This window comes from Pseudomonas reidholzensis (assembly GCF_900536025.1).
GTDB classification, from domain to species: Bacteria; Pseudomonadota; Gammaproteobacteria; order Pseudomonadales; family Pseudomonadaceae; genus Aquipseudomonas; species Aquipseudomonas reidholzensis.
In genome coordinates this window covers 517,342-535,839 of sequence record NZ_UNOZ01000030.1, presented here as the reverse complement: position 1 = coordinate 535,839, position 18,498 = coordinate 517,342, and the positions used below count along the sequence as shown (strand labels likewise).

General features: G+C 60.9%; 7 protein-coding genes. 5 read left to right on the top strand and 2 right to left on the bottom strand.

Annotated elements, in window-relative coordinates; all coding sequences use genetic code 11:
* Window positions 1–242: 242 nt before the first annotated feature.
* Window positions 243–3,113, bottom strand: a complete 2,871-nt coding sequence (locus CCOS865_RS21955; RefSeq protein WP_119144740.1) for an RHS repeat-associated core domain-containing protein — start codon at window positions 3,111–3,113, stop codon at window positions 243–245.
* A gap of 71 nt (window positions 3,114–3,184) precedes the next feature.
* Complete coding sequence (locus CCOS865_RS21950) at window positions 3,185–5,269, bottom strand: hypothetical protein (protein ID WP_147406534.1); 2,085 nt, start codon at window positions 5,267–5,269, stop codon at window positions 3,185–3,187.
* A 272-nt stretch (window positions 5,270–5,541) separates the two neighbouring features.
* Between CCOS865_RS21950 and CCOS865_RS21945 the strand changes: the two genes are divergently transcribed.
* The 5 genes from CCOS865_RS21945 (at window position 5,542) to CCOS865_RS21925 (ending at window position 18,418) form a co-directional block, all read left to right on the top strand.
* A complete protein-coding gene (locus CCOS865_RS21945; protein ID WP_119144736.1) occupies window positions 5,542–8,049 on the top strand; it encodes a hypothetical protein in 2,508 nt (835 codons plus the stop codon).
* Window positions 8,050–8,236: 187 nt separating this feature from the next.
* Window positions 8,237–10,726 (top strand): hypothetical protein, encoded by a 2,490-nt coding sequence (locus tag CCOS865_RS21940; protein ID WP_119144734.1) that lies wholly within the window; start codon window positions 8,237–8,239, stop codon window positions 10,724–10,726.
* A 178-nt stretch (window positions 10,727–10,904) separates the two neighbouring features.
* Window positions 10,905–12,668, top strand: a complete 1,764-nt coding sequence (locus CCOS865_RS21935; RefSeq protein WP_119144732.1) for a hypothetical protein — start codon at window positions 10,905–10,907, stop codon at window positions 12,666–12,668.
* 153 nt (window positions 12,669–12,821) lie between these two features.
* Window positions 12,822–15,056: a hypothetical protein gene (locus CCOS865_RS21930; RefSeq protein WP_147406533.1), complete on the top strand. Its 2,235-nt coding sequence runs from the start codon at window positions 12,822–12,824 to the stop codon at window positions 15,054–15,056.
* On the top strand, window positions 15,053–18,418 hold the full coding sequence (locus CCOS865_RS21925; RefSeq protein WP_147406532.1) for a hypothetical protein: 3,366 nt from the start codon (window positions 15,053–15,055) through the stop codon (window positions 18,416–18,418). The genes CCOS865_RS21930 and CCOS865_RS21925 overlap by 4 nt, the downstream gene beginning before the upstream one ends.
* Window positions 18,419–18,498: the final 80 nt, after the last annotated feature.

Sequence of the window (18,498 nt, the reverse complement as noted above, 5' to 3'; positions counted from 1 at the left end):
GGAACAGGCCGCACAGGCGGGATGGCTGTAACTTCACAAAGCGCAACTGACCTGAGACACCGCAGGCGAACCTGGCGAGGCGGTTGCCGGTGTACGGGGAACGCGGGTCAGGTTAAACAGGGAGAGGGAAAGTCGGATACTGGTAAAAATGCTAGGTAGGCGCTGTAGCAGGTGCCTAACTAGCATTGATGCGTGGGTTTATGCAGGCGCAACTAAACCCGTACACTCAAGCGCTGATGAGGTCATCCGCGAGCTCTGAATCGCAGATGGTCCTGTTGGATATCGCTTTGCTGACGTGACATTTGGGTCTGATCGAGAAAAGCCCGGAAGGGGGATTGAATCCCTGCAGTTGCGCTCGCCGCCTTTCTGACGATGGGTGTCGCTTTAGATATCAATGGTTTCGAGGGTCTTACAGGCAGGCTGGCGGACTTCGGTGCCGCTGTAGAACCGGTCGGGTTTGCAAGCGGGTTCCTAAATCCTGCTCCCCCCCCCGCTGTAGGTGCCAGGTTAGTTGGCGTTACCTTCGGTCCTCTTCCCGCCAGCCGTTTCACCAGCGACATCACCCCCCTGCCAACCGAGCGTGCCATCGCGCCAATGGTCACTGCGGCGGTGGCGTACCCCAGGTACTCCGCGACTTTGCCGGCGGTCTCATTCGAGCCCCCGACGGCGATGCCCTGCGAGATTGTGGCGGCGAGCGAAAGCGTGGCAACGGTGGTTGCGACAGCAGCCTTGACCGCAGCTGCGCTGACCGCCCCGGCAATTGCAGTCCCCACAACCGCAGCCTCAACTGCGGAAGCCGCCGCCATTTCCGCACTCAGCGTGTAAATCGCCCCGGCGGCGGTGCCGATCGATATGATCGTGAAGATCACCGCGACCCCCAGGTAGACCCACGGCATCGCACCCGAGCCACCGCCCTTGCCAAGCCCGGCTATGACATCCTCGTCCGGGGCGCGCAGCCGCCCGCTCCAGCCGATGGCGCTGTGGCCGGTCGGGTCGCGGAAGGTAATCGGGTTGCCCAGGCAATAGCCGTAGCTGTTGAGCCCGCCGCTGCCGAAGGGGCTGAACGAGTCGGGGCTGTGGAAGCGCTTGATTTCAGGGTTGTAGGCGCGGTAGCCGCGCCCGAGCAGGTAGCAGCCGCTGGCCGGGTCGAGCATCTCGCCATTGAAACCCAACCCCCCGCGCATCGCAGGGTCGGCCGTGCGCTCGCCATAGGCGCTGAAGCGGGCGCTGCGCAGCGCGCCTTGCTGGCTCTCGGCGATTACGCTGCCACTGGCATTGGCCTGCAGCAGCAGGGTGTTGCTCTGCGCATCCGAGTGCTGCTCGGCGACTGGCTCACTGCCCTGGTACAGGTATTCGGTGCGCAAGGCGCCGCGTATGGCCAGGCTCAGGCGGTCCCCTTCATACATCAGCAGACGCTCGTCTTCAGCCCCCAGGCGAGCGCCAAACAGCTCGCCGTGGCTGTCGTACTGGTACTGGCCGAGTGCTTGTCCGCTGCTGTCGTGCACCGCCAGCAGCCTGCCCTGGCTGTCGTAGCTGAGGCTGCGGCCCTGCGGGTCGGTCAGCAGGTTGCCATTGGCGTCATAGTCGAACGTCGGGTCGGGTGTGGCCCGTTTCGGGGTGTAGGTGATGCCCGTGAGCTGGCAGGGATCCTCGGCATTGGTATAGGTGAACCGCGTCTGCTCGGTCGTCCTGTCGGCGAACGTGGTGACGGTGAGGGTCATGTTGTCATAGGCGTCCAGTCTGAAGACCTGGCTGGCGATTTCGCGTCCCAGGGCATCCTTGGGCAGTTCCGTCCCGGTGCACGCATGACGTGACAGCCGCCCGCGCGTGTCGTAGAAAAACGTCTCATCGAGCAGGGTGGTGCCGGCTTCACTGAGCGTGCGGCGCTCCAGCAAGCCGTCCTTCAGCCATGACTGAACCACGACACGCTCGGGCGTGTTGTCCAGTTGCAGCGTGCGTTTGATTTCCTGGTCGTGGTCGTCATAGTCCACGGTCGTCACCAGCGTGCTTTTGTTGCTCAGATCCTGCGTCGTGGTTTGCCGTGTGCGGCTCAGCAGGTCGTACGTCTGGGTGACCTTCAGTTGCCCTTGGGTGGTGATGCTCAAGCGCCCCTGCGCATCGTATGCATGGGCGGTAACCTTGCCCAGGTCGTCGGTACGGCTGATCAGCCGGTCTTGCAGTGAGCTGGCGTGCAGGGTGCTGCGGCAGGTGCCACTGGGGTCGGTCCAGTGCTCGGCAGTCAGTTGGTTGGCCTGGTTGTAGTCGTACTGGCGGCTGCCCTTTTCATTGCTGGCGTAGGTGAGGTTGGCGCTCTGCGGGTCGTAGTCGAACGTCGCGTTGTCGTCGTGTACACGGCTGGAGGTAGGCTCATCGGTGAGGCTCAACTGGTAGGTGTAGTCGATCACCTCGCCTGCTGCCGTGATCTTCTGCGCCGCACGGCTCTGGCCCGGGCTATAGACATAGGTTTCGCAGCGACCGCCCGTGCACACCTCGGTCAGTTGGTCCAAGCCATCGAACGCCTGGGTGCCGACCACCTGCCTGGGCAGTGCGGTGTTAGCCGGCGTAACGCTCAGGCTGATCGGCAGGTCGGCGCTGCTGTGGGCGGCGTAGGCGCGTTCCAGCAGGGTGTTATCGGGCAGTGTGCTGGTGAGCATCCTGCCCCAGGCGTCGTAGCTGAAAGCGGTGCTGTTGCCGCGCTCATCGGTCTGGCTCAGGCAACGCCCCAGCCCGTCGTAGGTGAAGCTGCGGCTGGCCGAGAGGGACTGGTCGGCACCCAGGCGGCGAACCTGCTCAGGCTTCTCGAACAGGTTCAGCCAGGTTTCGGTCATGCCGCTGATCTGCGGCGCAGTGCCGGCGCTCTGCCGCCAGCTGCGCAGGATCGGCCCGCGATGCTCGGGCGTGCCGAGGGGGTTGAGCACCTGGTACTGGGTGACCCCGTCTGGGCCGAGGGTGCTGTACGGCAGGCCCCAGTCGTCGAACATGAAGGTGCTTTTCAGGGGCATGGGCTCTTCGGTTTGCAGCCAGTCAAGGTGGGTTTCCGTGACCTTTTGCCCGAGCGCGTTGTAGGCCTGCTCCAGGGTCGTGCAGAACCGCTGCGCCGACGCCTCCAGCACATGGTCGCGCTGCTCCAGGATCGTCCGGCCGAGGCCGTCGAGCAGGGTCTGTGTGGTGACCTCTCGGGCACTTATGACGGTCTGGCTGGCCTGGTCGGCGTGTACGCATACTGGCGGCTGGCCTCGTGCTCGGTGCCCGGGGCAACGGTCTCGCGGACCACCCGGCGCAGCGCATCATGTACGGAGGTGGTTTCGACGCCATTCTCGTCACGGTCCCAGAGGCGTAGGCCAGTCAGCAACGATTGCTCCTGCGAGAATGTCTTGAACGTTCCGGTGTGGCCGGTCACATACTCTTCGGTCCACAGCACCGGCTGTTGTGCGTGGGTGCCTTGTGCCTGGTGGGCATAGGTGAAGTCGGTGGTCGTCTTCTGGCCATTGAGGGTGATGCAGCTCTGGCTCAAGCGGCCATGGGCGAAGGCGTCACCGGGGGCATTGGTGTAGTCGAAGGTGGTGCGTTGCAGTTCTTGCTCGGTGGTGGCCACCGTGCCGTTGGCGAACGGGGGTACGAAGGGCATCAACAGCCCTGCCAGGTGTGGGCCGAGGAGGGGTGTCAGTTGGGCCTGCACTGCCTGGCGGGCGCTGAGCACCTCGAGGTAGGTCTCGCTCTCCATGGCATGCCAGGCCGCCAGGCCACTCTGTGTCAGCGCGGGCAGGCCGACGTATCGGTAGCGTTGGCGCTGCACGGGGGCGGGTCCCGCCTGCGAGGCGGCCGGGGTGGTGGTCTTGTCCTTGAGGTGGCAGACAAACCCTTCAGGGTTCGCCGGGCAGCCATCAGCACCGCCGGCCGGGTACCAGGTGCTGGTTTCGAGCACACCGTTGGCCAACGTGTGGGTCAACAGGTTGCCGTGAGTGTCGTAGCTGCTGCTGGTGGTTTCCACCCGCGTCTGCGAGGCGTCGTCGAGCAACGACCAGCGGGTGATGACCTTGGCGGGCAACTGGCAGTAGTTGACCTGCTGCTCGAATGCCAGGTAGGGGGTCAGGTTGTACTCGTTGGTAACGGTCTGGACACTGTTGCCCTGGGTGACCTTTTCTTCGGTGAGCAGGTGGAACTGATTGAAGGTGCGCTCGGTGCTGCGCACTATTTTCGCAGTGGCGCTGCCACCGTCTGCGGCGTCGCTTACCCAGAGGCTTTCCACCGAGCCGTAACGGTACTCGCCCAGGTATTTGTAGAGGTTGTCCAGGCCATCGTCGTCCCAGGGGATGTCCAGGTTGTTGCCCAAAAAGTTGTTCGCGTCGTAGCTGTAGCGGACATCGATCGACGGCTGGCCGTGGCCGGGGTAGGTGACGTGTTGGGTTACCCGCGGCAGCTTGCGATCACGGACACCCGGCAAGGCATGGCCGTCGTCGTTGTAGTACAGGTGTTCTCTGGCGCCGGTGGGCGTCTGCACTTGTTCCAGGCAGTCGTGGTCGAGCACCCTGCGGTACATGAAGCGCCAGCTGGCCTCGTCGAGGGTAGGCAGGTTGATGCGCGCGACGCGGCGCTCGGTGCCTTCCAGGAGCATGTCGAAGCGCGCCAGCGCGCCACCGTCCTCGGCTTGGCCGGGGTTGCAGTGGATCTTGACCATGCTGTCGTCACGCTCGATCGACAGCAGCTCGCCGCTGTCGTCGCTGATCGAGGCGAGCCGATTGAAGCGGTTGTCGAACGGCAGATAGCTCAGGCTCAGCGAATGCCCGGTGGCGCCGAACACCTGGACCGGCAAGGCCACGCGGTTATCGGAGGCGCCCATGACCTGGAGGATTTCCACCTGGCCAGTGCGGTGCACCACGCGAAACCGGCTGCCAGGGCCTTCGTTGTCATCGAGGCGGTAGAAGTGGAAGCTGTCGAGCTTCTTCTCTTTCATCAACAGCTCGGTACCGCGCTCGGTAACGCGGCTGCCGGTGACCTTGAAGCTCTCGCCGGTGCTCAGCGAGAGCACCTGATTGTGCGGGGTGTACTGCGACAGTTGCAGGTTCCAGCCCAGGCCAAAACCCGAGTCCTGGGTGTTGAGCGGGCTGTAGGCCAGCGCAAGTTTCAGCGCCGGGCCTTGCAGGTCATTGGCCTTGAGCTCGGGCAAGTTGATGGAAACGGTGTATTGGCCTGTACGCGGATCGACACCGTTCTGCAGGTAACTCATGAAGCTCAGTGCGTTGGAGTGTATCGAAGAGGTTGCGGTCATTCTTTAAACCTCAAAAGTGAGCCATGAAAGAGCGCGCCGCGTTAGTGCGGCGGCGGGGGTCTCTACTAATGCGTGTGGGGACGTTTGATCTAGCGCCAACATAGCAGCCTTGTTGGCGAGGCGAACCTAGTAGTTTTGCCAGTATCAAGGCGCGTGGCAGGGGCGTAAAACATCACCAGAACCTGAGGGGCAGGGATGTGAGGGTTCGCGTTGGGCCTAATGCGCTCACGTGTTTATTTACCTGCTCCGCTACTTTCATACGGAGCAGACACATGTCTTATTCGCTGCAACAATTGCTCGAATGGATGAATGGCAAAAGCCGCTTGTTCGGTTGGGGCGCTGTCGTTGCGCTGGACCGGCAGCGTATCAATCGCCTGTTGGCACAGGACTTTATAAAGCGCTTCACTACCGCATCCTATTTACCGCCCATTAACCAATCGGTACCGCTTGATTCGGCGTCGCAACTGCTCTTTGAGCACTTTTTGTTGGATGCACCGCGGTTGTCATTTGAAAACGCCGAGCTCAATGACGCGAAGGCGCGGTTGAGTATGGACGTTATCGCAGGTGGGCATGTGCGGTTGCTCAAAAAAGGCGCCCACTGGACCGTCAAGATGATTGACCGGGTCACCCCGCTGGGCGGGCCGCGCTTGAGGCTTGACTTGTCGCTGCCGAATGTCCCGGGCCTGGTCGGCGCTGGCGGTTTGATCTACCTGGATTTGCGAAACAGCAGCAACTTCACGCTGGATATTTCGCCCATTGAAGAAGAGCAGCAGCGTGCGGGGAGCTACTTCAGTCAACTGTTCAAGCGCTTGCCCAATCACCAGCGCACGTACCCCTTGGGCAATATCCGTGCGGGCGTCGATCCGCTCCTGCAGGCCAAGAGTTTCAAGATACGTACCCAGGCCAAAAGTGCCGCAGCGCGCGATGCCCGTTCGGCCGACTACGGCGAGGGTGCCGTGCTGGCGTTCATTTGTCTGCAAGGGGCCTCCCTGGGGACTTTGCCGGGGGCGGACTCTGACTTCAGGTACTTGCTGCCCAATGATGCAGGCAAGGACTATTCGGCCACGGTATTGACCGACCGGCCGCGGGTTGACCTCAGCTACGCGTGCCAGGCGGTCAATAAAGTGATCGGCAACGCAGGCTTCCGTCTCACATCGGTGGCCACCGATAGCGTCGTCAGCGCGGTAGCCAATGGCGGCTCGCTCAGGGTGCCTGGCAGTAGTTCCAGTAATTTCAGTGTGCCGATCACGCTGCCCAATCCTGGAGCGCCTGTGATTACTGCGGCTGGTTACTATACGTGCCGGGCCTTCGACCTGCAGGCCAAGGATCAACTCAAGGTGCAGGTCCACGATAATGAGTTGACGGTGACGTGGGATATCCGCACTTCAGCCAATGTCACGTGTGAATCCCTGTGGGTCAGCATGGACGGTGAGTACGTTGGCGGTAACCAAAGTGGGATTGTTGCCAACCCGCTAAATCTCGATATCAGGCTCAAGGCCGTTAGCCGCTATCGGATCAATCGCGCTCAGAATGTGTTCGAGTTCGTGTCGATGACATTCGAGGACACTCGGAGCGCCGCTACGGATGTTGCGCCCTGGACAGCCCGACCTGATCCTGAGACCACCGCCAACTGGTGGCAAGTACCTTGGGATGATCTGATCAAATCGCCCGGTCTATGGCTTCAGATGATGCTCTTCATAGTCCCGACCTACGTGGTGGGCGCCTTGATGGTTGCGGTTGGCAAGGGACCGGACATGAGACCGCTTATCGAGGCGCAGCTGAAAAAGAACTTCGTTTTCAGCGGCTCGATCAATACGTTTGTCGATGAAAGCATCAAGCTGAACTTTGGCCAAGCGATTCAAGGGGACGAGGTCCACATCAAGCACGATGTCGGCTTCTTCGGTCAGGTCAACCCCGCGCTCACCCATTTCGTCCTCGATCCGCTGGAACCGAGAATGGCCGCAGGCGGTACGCAGCAGTTCTCGGCTGTGCCCGCAGCAGCGAACCTGCGGTGGACCGTCGAGGCCCTGCAAACCGGCGTACGTACCGCCAGCAACCCCGGTGTCATCGACCAGAAGGGTAAGTACACCGCCCCCGCCGCTTCTGAGGTCGAGAATGGCATGACGCGGGTGCGGGTCACGGCCACCAGCACCGTCAGCAATGTCTCGAGCTCGGCGCTGGTCACGGTGCTGAGCGACACGCTGAGCATCAGGCCGCTGGTCGAGATCCTCACGCCCGGCGAGGCGTTGCAACTGACTGCGGGCACGCTGAACGCCAGCGACAGCCTGACGTGGCGCATCGTCAACGCTCCCAAGCACGGCAGCCTGGTGGGCAGTACCTACACTGCACCTACGTTCCCGGAGCCTGTTCAGGGCCAGCCAAAACCACCGGCTTATGTGGTCGACGTGGTCGAGGTGCGCAATACGCAGAGCGGTGCAGTCAGAACGGCGGCGATCGTGACGGACAACAACGTGTCGATCAGCATCAACATCAGTGACCTGAACCTGCAACAAGGTCGGGTCGAGCTCCAGGCCTCGATCAACGGGGAGATTACCCACGACGCGGAGTGGACCGTCCTGCTCGACGGACCAGGGAGTATCAGTGCAGACGGGGTGTACGTGGCCGACCCTGCCCGCGAGGAGCGTTTCGTGCTGATCGAGTCGAAGGAAGATGGTGGAAAATATGGCCTCTGGACCGGTCTTATCCTGCTGCCATTGCCGCTTCTCGATTACACCCAGACGTATGACGTACTGCACCCCGTAACAGGGTTTGATGCTTGACACCCTCCAGCCTAAAGCCCACCCACCTGGCGATCGAACCGAACCTAGTAATATTGCCAGTATCAGGAAGTGGCCCAGTGGCGTAAAACATAACCAGGATCTGATTGACGCATGGCCTTCACCGTCTGCGCTGATCATATCAAACAAGTGTTCATATACCCCCACGGTTTTTGATAAGGAAACAGCAATGTCCTATTCGCTGAAAGACCTGCTTGTCTGGATGGATGAAAAAAGCCGGTTGTTAAACTGGGGCGCGATTTTTGTAGTGGACCGGGCGCGTATCAACCGTCTGCTGATTCAAGAATATATCAGGCGTTTCAATACGGAGTCCTACTTCAAGCCTATCAATCAAACTGTCGACCTCTCCTCCGCAGAGTCACTTCGCTTCGTAGACTATGTACTGGATTTTCCGCGGGTGTCGTTTGAGAATTCCGATATCAATCGCTCGAAGGCGCGCTTGAGCATGGACGTTATCGCTGGCGGCCATCTGATCATGCGAAAAAGTGGCAGCACCTGGATGCCGAGAAAACTTGACTGGGTCAGCCCGCTGAACAACCCGCGCTTGTTGCTTGACCTGTCGTTGGCGGAAGTCCCGGGGACTGTCAGCGGTGGCGGCGAGGTTTATCTGGACTTGCGCAACAGCGACAACTTCACCCTGGATATTTCGCCCATCGAAAATGTGCGGCGGCTCGCGGGGAGTTACTTCGGTGAAATGTTCAAACGCTTGCCCGACGCGGAGCGAAAGTGGCCATTGGGCAACATCCGTGCCGGTGCAGATCCGATCCTGAAGGCCAAGAGTTTCAAGCTGCGTACCCAGGCCAAGAACGCCGAAGCGCGAAATCCACATTCGGCCGACTACGGCGATGGGGCCGTGCTGGGGTTCATTTGCCTCGAGGACGCCTTTGATGGGTCATTGCCCGAGACAGGTTCCGACTTCAGGTACCTGCTGCCTAACGATGCGGGCAAGGACTATTCAGCCACGGTATTGACGGACCTGCCACGGGTGGTGCTCAGTCAAGTATGCCAGTCGATCAGTGAAATGGTAGGTGGCGGGAGCTTCAGGGTCACATCCGTGAAAGAAGACCCTTTTACCCGCGCTATTGCCCAGGCCGGCGCAATCAAGGTGCCAACGTTTGACGAGGCGTACAGTGTGCCGGTCAAAATTTCCAACCTTAACGCGCCGACGTACACCGCCAACGGCGTCTACCGTTGCCACGACTTTTACTTGGATGCCAAGGACAAACTGAGGGTGCAGATTGAGGGCGATGAGCTGACCGTTACCTGGGACATCCGGGGTTCTGCAAAATGCACATGTTTGGCTTTGGCACTACTCAACGAAGACGGTAAGCCTGTAGGTGACGATCACAGTGCCGTTATCCCAAATCCCCTGGACGCCGATTTTTCGCTCGACGTCGTTGCGAAGTACCGAGTCGATCGCGCTCGGGGCGAGGTCAAGTTCGAAACATTGACCTACTCGGATCCTGAGATGACCTATACGGATGGCGGACCCTCGACGGGCGGAGCACATCCGGAAACTTCCGAAGATTGGTGGAACCTGCCATGGGAGGAGTTGGAACCCTGGCAGCGGTTGAGGCTCCAGTTCATGGTATTCCCGCGTATTATGCTGTTAGCAGTTGTACGTGCAGTTGCCCGATCGCCTGAGGTCAAACCGGCCATCGAAGCACACCTGAAAAAAACCTTCGTGTTCAACGGCTCGATCAATACGTTTGTCGATCAGAGCATCAAGCTCAACTTCGGCCAAGCGATCCAGGGCGACGAGGTACACATCAAGCACGACGTGGGCTTCTTCGGCCAGGTAAACCCCGCGCTTACCCATTTCGTCCTCGATCCGCTGGAGCCGAGAATGGCCGCAGGAGGTACGCAGCAGTTCTCGGCTGTGACCGCTGTAGCGAACCTGGAATGGACCGTCGAGGCAGTGCAAGCCGGGGTGCGCACCTCGAGCAAACCTGGTGTCATCGACCAGAAGGGAAAGTACACCGCACCCGCCGCTTCCGATGTCGAGAACGGCATGACGAGGGTGCGGGTCACCGCCACCAACAGCGTCAGCAAATACTCGAGCTCGGCGCTGGTCACGGTGCTGAGCGACACCCTGAGCATCAGGCCGCTGGTCGAGATCCTCACGTCCGGCGAGGTGCTGCAACTGACAGGGGGCACGCTCAACGCCAGCGACAGCCTGGAGTGGAGCATCGTCAACGAGCCCAAGCACGGCAGCCTGGTGGGCAGTACCTACACCGCACCTACGTTCCCGGACCCTGTTCAGGGCCAGCCAAAACCACCGGCTTATGTGGTCGACGTGGTCGAGGTGCGCAATACGCAGAGCGGTGCAGTCAGAACGGCGGCGATCGTGACGGAAAACAACTTGTCGATCAGCATCAACATCATTGACCTGAACCTGCAACAAGGTCGGGTCGAGCTCCAGGCCTTGATCAACGGGGAGATTACCCACGACTCGGAGTGGACCGTCCTGCTCGACGGACCAGGGAGTATCAGTGCAGACGGGGTGTACGTGGCCGACCCTGCCCGCGAGGAGCGTTTCGTGCTGATCGAGTCGAAGGAAGATGGCGGAAAATATGGCCTCTGGACCGGTCTTATCCTGCTGCCGTTGCCGCTTGCCGATTACGCCCCGACCTATGACGCGATGCGCCACCGTGTCTGAAACCCGAGTACTTGGCACCCTCGAACAGTCAGTACTGAAACACCACGAGCGCGTTTGAAGTTCAGTCACTTTTCTCCGGTGCCTGGCCGTGTGGCCGCGGCGGGGTGTCGGTGAAAAAGTAACTGCAAAGAACGCTACTGGCGCCTACCGGCATGGATGACCCGACGAGTAGATAAATATGAAATCCAGCTTACCCGCTCCCGCAGTGACTCACCCTGCGTTTGTCGATGGCTCTATTGACCTGGAAGTACTAAAAACCTCGCCCTTGAATACGCGGGTCAACTACCCCGGTATCAAAAACGGTGACCAATTCTGGGTGCTGTTCAAAGGGGTGGGACCCGATGGCGCTAAACAGGACGCGCTCGAGTCAAAGCAGACGGTCCTGGATCCTCCCGCCGATGGCATGGAAGTGCTCATCGACAACGCACTGTTGCACACATTGAATCTTGGCTACGTGTTCTATTCCTACGCCATGGATAACAACGGCGCGCCCGGTGAGGAATCCGATCGCCTGTTCATGTTCGTCAACAAGGCGCTCGATCCCTCGCTAGGTTTACCGCCCGCGCAGTTCCTCGAAAGCTACCAGTTGGTGGTCGACCTTGACGTCATGGACGCCACCGCATCGGACGGCACCATGGTGGCTGCGCCTTACCAGGCGATGGCCATCGGCGATGTTGTGACGTTTACCTGGCAGTCCTATTTCGAGGGCGTGCCTGATCTAACCGATGGATACAGCAAGACCTTGACCGAGGAAGACCTTGGCCAGCCGTTGACCTGGAGAGTGCCGTACAACAACATGGCTCTGGTCGGCTTCGCCGACATCCACTACAGCATCGCCTATGCAGATGGCGCTGGCAGCACGCAATCCCCTGTGCAACGTCTGCAATTGCTGCGTGATCAGCTCCCCCCGGACCCCTTGCTGGCAGCGCCCACGGTCAAGGGGCTGGCGGGTGACAAACTCGATCCTGGGGCGTATCCCGATGGCGTGGTGTTTGTCATCGCGCCGCCGCTCGGCCTGCAGCAGGGTGACATATTCCTCCTGCAGGCACAGGGAACGACCACTGCACAGGTCAGCTTGCGTGTCGACCTCACGACCCTGCACAGCCAACGCCTGGAGCTGCGTCTGGGGCAGGACTGGTTGCTCGCTAATGTCGGCCAACCGGTGTCGATCGAATACCACTGGGCCCGGCTGGGAGAGGCGAGCCGCTCCTTGCCCTTGGCGCTCACCCTGCGTAAACCGTTGTCGTTGCCGGCGCTGATCGTGTCTCATGCGACGCCCGAGGGCGAGGGTGACAATCAAGGCTTCCTGCTTCGCAATCTATTGGAGAGCGGCGCTGTGGTGGATGTGCCTGAAGGGGCTGAAACCAGCGGCGGCGTGGTTGAAGTGCATTGGGCCGGTTATGGCAGTACCGGCTACTACTCCACGACCACGCCAGTTCACGGCTATGAAAAACGCTACAAAATCCCCCGCACAGCGATACCGGCCAACCTCGGCAAAAGTTTCGATGTCTACTACACCGTCACGCTAGCCGGTGAAAAGGCTTCGCCCTCCACCGTCTACGTGCTGCGTATCGCCGATTATCCGAACAACCCATTCCCTTCCATCCAGTGTGAGGAGGCCGTGGCGGGGCACTTGTCATTGGCGGCCGTGACGGGCGCTGCGGCGAACTTCAAGTTGGCCACTTGGCCATTCTTCGCTGAAGGCCAGCGTGTGCGCATACAGGCCAGCGGTACTGAGAAAGCAGTGCAATGGGACTTGCGCAAGGATCTCCCCGTCACGGAAGACGAATACTACGGGGAATACCTGGCGGCAGAACTTCCAAAGAGTTACTTGCAAGCGTTGAAGTTGAACACCGTGTTCGATGTCAGGGTCGCTGTAAGTTTCGATGATGGGGTCACCTGGAAGGACTTTCCGACGACCCGGCTGACCCTCGGTGCCTGAACCGTATTGCGTCGCGCACCGTGCAGGTCGCGGCCAACACACTGCATTTAAATAACTAGAACGTGCCGGTGTACAGGCGTGCCTGTCATTCGCGCGTGCTCATCAAGGAGAACGATTATGTCGGACAATTCGTTAGAATCACTATTGACCTGGATGCGCCATAACCCCGCCTTGTTACGCTGGGACCTGATTGCCGCTTTTCCGGTGGACAGTATCAATAACCTGCTCCGTCATGCCCACATACTGCGCCTGTCGCTGGGTACGGATATCCAGGGTATTGGCGGCACCGTTGCAATCCCCAACTCGCGTGTCAGCCATGTCCTCGCGGATTACCGGTTCGGTCCGCCCTCGCTGACGTTCACCGAAGGGGAATATGAGCAGCCGCGCATCCACCTGGCGATGACCGTCGAGGGCGGTACCCAGCGCGTGGTGGAGGCCCCTGGCAAGCTTCTGGCCTTGTCGGCCCACGACCCGCTTGACCCGCTGGCAGTGCAGCTGGACCTGTATCTGCAGCCTGATCCGCGGGGTGTAGTGATGGACCTGGGCAAGGGCGAGGAGCTCGCGTTCGACATCGGTCGCACCCAGAGCGAGAAAGACGCGGGTGGCGCTTTCATCAAAGCGGTGCTGGACGGTTTGGACGAGGGCCAGAGGGTGCATGCGCTGGCGCGGTTCCTGGCAGATGAAGTGAACCCGTTTCTGGCCATTGGGCATCTCGGCAGCCGCATGCATGTCAGCAAAACCGGCCAACGCCTGGCGCTGGTGCTGTTCATCTCGATGATCCACGGGCCAGCGGGCAGCTTCCCTGTTCAGGGTTCGGATTTCCCGTTCCTGCTGCCCGATGAGCTGGCCGCCAGTGATGCCAGTACCGCCTTGATCTCGCTTCGGCTGGTGCACCGGGCGGCCTATGGCAGTGCCTTGCTGGGTGTGTTGAAGGGGGGTGAGTTCGAGTATCGCTACGACGTCTCCAAAGACCTGAGCAGCATGGTCGCTAAAAAAGGCGGGCTGGAGGTGCCAGCGAGCGAGTGGAATTCATCGCTGTATGCGTTCAAGTCAGATGCGTTCGAGCTGCCTGCGGTGGATGGGGAGAACGCCTTGTCTGCCGAGTTCTCAGAAGACGAGATCGCTCAGCAGTGGCAGTCGAGCTGCAGCGTGAAATTCCGCCACCAGCCGGTGGCGGGTGGTACCTGGCAGGAGCGCACGGCGACCTTCGATGTGAGCCTGAACTACCTGTTCTACCTCGACGCCGATGAGCGCAGGGAACACATCCTGCGCGGCGAGCTGTTTTCGCCAGTGGAAAGCGCAAGGTTTGCCAAGGCGGTCCAAGGCCTGCCGCCCGACATCGATCCGGTGCTGCGCGAGCACATCCAGCTGTTCGTCGCCGAGGTCTTGCACGCTGCGTTTGTGACAGCCCTCAACCTGACGGCGGAGGTGCCCGAGCAACTGCTGGAGGGCTTGCAACTGGCCGACGCCAGCCGCCTGCAGCCAGCGCGTATCGAAAAGCCCCACGACTTGGCGGTGTTCGGCCCGATTGGCCAGGGCGACGCCGGGTTCGCCATCGTCGAGCAAGGGGTTCGCCTGGCTGCCGCCCAACGCCAGCAGTTCAGCGTCCAGCCACCGCGCGAAGGTGTGCAGTGGAGCTTGCAGAGTCTGGATGAAGTCGCCGGCGATATCGGCCGCATCGATGCCGAGGGTCTGTACCGCGCACCGCCGGGCCATGCCATGGGCACTGGCCCGACCCGGCTGCTGGTGATGGCTACCGATCCGGGCACCGGGCAAAGGGCCGTCGCGCTGGTCATCGCGCTGAAGCACTCCGTCAGCGTCAACCCGTTGATCAGCGTCTGTGCCAACGGCGATGAGCTGGCCTTCAGCGCTGGGGTCATCGGCAAAGGTCCGCTGACCTGGACGCTCGAGGCGCAAGAGGCGGGTGGCGGTATGTTGCAGCCCGGCGACCAAGGCCGTAGCTGCACCTTCCGCGCGGGGCCGAACGTGCCCAAACAGACCTACGTGCTCGAGGAGATCAAGGTTCAGGACGCGCAGTCTGGCGGCAGCCGCAGCGTGCATGTGCTGGTGCAACAACATGAACCGGCGCTGCGCGTGTCGATGGCCGCGCAGCCCCTGCCCGGTGGCCAGTTGCAGTTCATCGCCTCGCTCAACGGTGAAATCACCGAAGCCGAGTGGCAGGTGCGGCTCGGCGCCGGAGCTATCGATGCCAGCGGCGTGTATACGCCAGACCTGTTGGCACCGGAGCATTTCGCGCTGATCACGGGGCTGGTCGATGGTGGCAAGTATGGCGTCTTTGAAGGCCATCACATTCTGCCACTGCCGTTGCTACCAGCATCAGCTGCACCCGGCACACCGAGTGCCTCGACAGGGGAGGTCCGCGCATGAGCCGCACATCGATTCCATCCATTTCCAAAGAGGGCCAGCACATGACTGCCAACTCGCTTGAAGAGGTGCTGCAACGCCTGCGCGCAGGCAACGTGACCCAGGGCTGGGGGGCGGTCTGCGCGTTCAGCCGCCTGCGTTTGAACCGTCTGCTCGAACAACAGTACATCGAGCGCCTGGACGAGCTGCGCTTTATCCCATCGTTCAGCGGTACCGTCACCCATCAGGGCTTGACGGTCACCCACAGCCGGCTGACGGCCGTCGAGTTCGGCGCACCGAGGCTGTCGTTCAGCACCGCTTCGATGGACAACTCGCGGGCCAGGCTGACGATGAACATCATTGGCGGGCGCTGTACCCATGCCTCCTCGATCAGCCAAAGCCCGGTCAGTTCGCACCTGATCACCGAAGCCATGGGCTTCACCCTGGAGATGGACATCGATCTGGCCCTGGTGACCGGCGAAGTCGACCGCCGCGGCCGGGTCGTTCTCGACCTCGCCGAGGGCGCCAGCCTGCGCTGCAACCTGGGGGGGGATGAGGAGCAGGTCAGCAAGGACCTGTCCCAGGCCCTCGAGCAATGGTTCAAGGCACTGCCCAAGCATTGCAGCGTGTTCGAGCTCGGCATGATCGATTTCGACGGTTACAGCGCACTGACACCCGTCCGTTTCATCATCCGCACCCAGGCAGCCCCTGGTGCCAAGCTGGCAAGTGCGGCCAACTACGGTGATGGCGCGGTGCTGACCTTCATTCAACTGGTGGCCAACGATGACCTGGGGGACGCGCCGGATGACCGCTTCCCGTTCCTGATCCCCAGCGACACCGAGGCCGATGGCCGTGATCGCTACTCGGCCGTGCTGGTACTCGACCAGGCGTTGCTCGAACACGTCAGCGACGAGCGTCTCGACGTACTGGCCAGCGTGCTGTTCCCTGGCTCGCACGCCTTCAAAGAGCTTGCACGGCATACCCCCCATGACCTGGCGGTGTTCGGCAGCATCGATCCGCTGCGCACCACCTTCACCCTCGAGCCTGCCATCGGCACCCTGCGGGCCGGACAGAGCCAGAAATTTGTCCTGCGCGATGGTACGGGCAAGGCGCTCGAGGCCAAGGCTTGGCGTGCAGTGGGCTTGCGCAGCCACACCGCCGCGAGCCAAGGCAGCATCGACGCAGCGGGTCTGTACAAGGCCGCCAGCGAAGCGCAGGTCGGGCACGACAGCCTCACGGTGCTGGTGACCGCCGACTATGAAGAGGCTGGCGTGAAGTACAGTGCAAGCGCCCGGCTTCAGGTGTTTTTCGAAGGCCTGGAGATCGCCCCGCGGATCGCCACCTGCCTCCCCAGCCGGCAATCGGCGATCCGCTTGACGGCCGCCGATCCGGCGGCCAAGCCCATCGACTGGACGTTGCATGGCACGCGGCATGGCGAGCTGCTCGAGGCAGGCGACAATCAGGTGGCGTTTCGCGCCTCTGCTGCTTCGCGCAGGCGCAGTCTCAATGTTCAGCATATCCAAGCCCGTGCTAGCGAGGCCAGCAACGCCGCAGTGCTGTTGCTCAATGGCCAGCAAGCCTTGGCGGTCACGCCAGGCTATGTGCCACGGGTAAAGGCGGGCGCAACCGTCCAGGTGCAAGACAACAGCGGCTTGCTGCCGGGCGTCGCACGCCGTTGGCGAGTGGAGGGCGAAGGCACGGTCGATGCCGAGGGGCGCTTCACTGCGCCGGCCAATGCACGTACCGGCAGTAGCGTGGTGGTCTGCGAGGTGGTGCGCAACGGCGTGGTGCTGGGCAGCGGTTACAGCCTGTTGCAGTACTCACAGCTCACGGAAGAAGAAACCTGGGACACGGTGCAGTCCTTCAAGCTGCTGGTGCCGGGTGGCCCGCAGGATGGCTCGGTGGGCGGGCTGCTGCCCAACGGTTACCAGCCGATGAAGCTCGAGATGGTCGTTGAGACTCATAAGGGCGGCAAGCCAATCGCTTTGAGCGAAGAGGAGAGGGGCACACTGGGCTTGTACCACCGCGCATCGAATGCAGCGGTCGGTACGTTGCCGGGGAAAACCATCCACGAAGGCATTTCTCCAGATGACCCGCAGCTGTGGCGTACCAACCTGCTGGCTAACCGCTTCCAGGCAGCGATCAATGGCGGGGCGGCGCCTGCGCCTGCGCAGGACGACGAGGGCACATACCGAACAGAATTGTGGCTACACAGCCGTGCAGCGGTGGGCACGATCACGCCCTTTTATGCCAGGTTCCAGGCGGATAGTGGTGCATGGCATTCGTCCACCGATCAGGGGGCGACCGCAGGTGGCGTGGTGCAGGTCACGGCCAGGACGCTGCCCGAGTTCACCGCTGCGGATTATACGTTCGAACGGGTGCGCGTCGATGGCGGCGTAGGCAATGAGGGCGACCCGCCAAATGACGATTTCGATTTCCACCCACGGACGGTCGACTACTGGAAACTCAAATACACAGGCGGTGGGTTCGAGACGTGTGAGTTCCTCCCAGTGGAAGCGCCAGTGCCTCAGAAAATTAGAATTACCAACACCTCGATGTTGCGTTGGGAGATAGAGAGCAAAAAAGAAATAATGACCAGTTTTACCGGTTACATTTTCCGGGATTCGAAAAAACCAGGTGTACAGACCAAGGTGTTGTTCGATGAGTCACTGGCCGGCCTTGTGAACAGCAGCTATATGAAAGACGTGGCGATTGACGAGAACTTCTTCGAGGTGGGGTCGCTGGTTATCAGCAATCACCGTTATGATGATATTGACTTCAAGTTCGTTAGCGACAAACGTAAAAAGGTGCTCCGCTCGCTGGCTGTATTGATGCGCGATAGGCAGGGCAATGCCCATAGCCGGCGGATTTCCTTTGCGCCGGCCTCTGCCAACAGGCACCGTGACAAGTTGTCCCACACCCTGTTCACCCCACCCCCTGAAATCTTGCCGCCAGCCGCTGAGCTTGAACATGCGGTGGGGGTCCCAGACACCGAATCGAACGGCCGGATTGAACTTGCCCAGAAACTCGACCAGAACGGCGCGCCGGACGGCTACACCACCTCGGTGGAAATCAAGAACGGCTACGTCAAGTTTGGTTCGGATGATAATCCGAAGAACGACGTGATCAGTTATATAAAAATGGACAACGTGCCGTCCGCCGTGCAGATCGGATTGACCTCGGAGCGTGCGGGAGACCACGACGGTGATTGGTATTTCGCAATGCGTACCACCAACTACCGGACCAGCACCGGCTGGATCGAGATCAAGTCACTCAAGGGCAGGCCGGTGGGGGATATTGTTCGGGCTGGGCTGCGCATGGAAGTGGTTAATTACGACCACGGCAATATCGAAGGTAAGTTGTCGGGTATCTACATTGATCTTTAAAGTCAGTCAGTGAGTTATTCGCCCACGGCCCTGACCGACGTGGGCGTCTTGCACACCTGTGTTGCTTGATTACGTGAGGT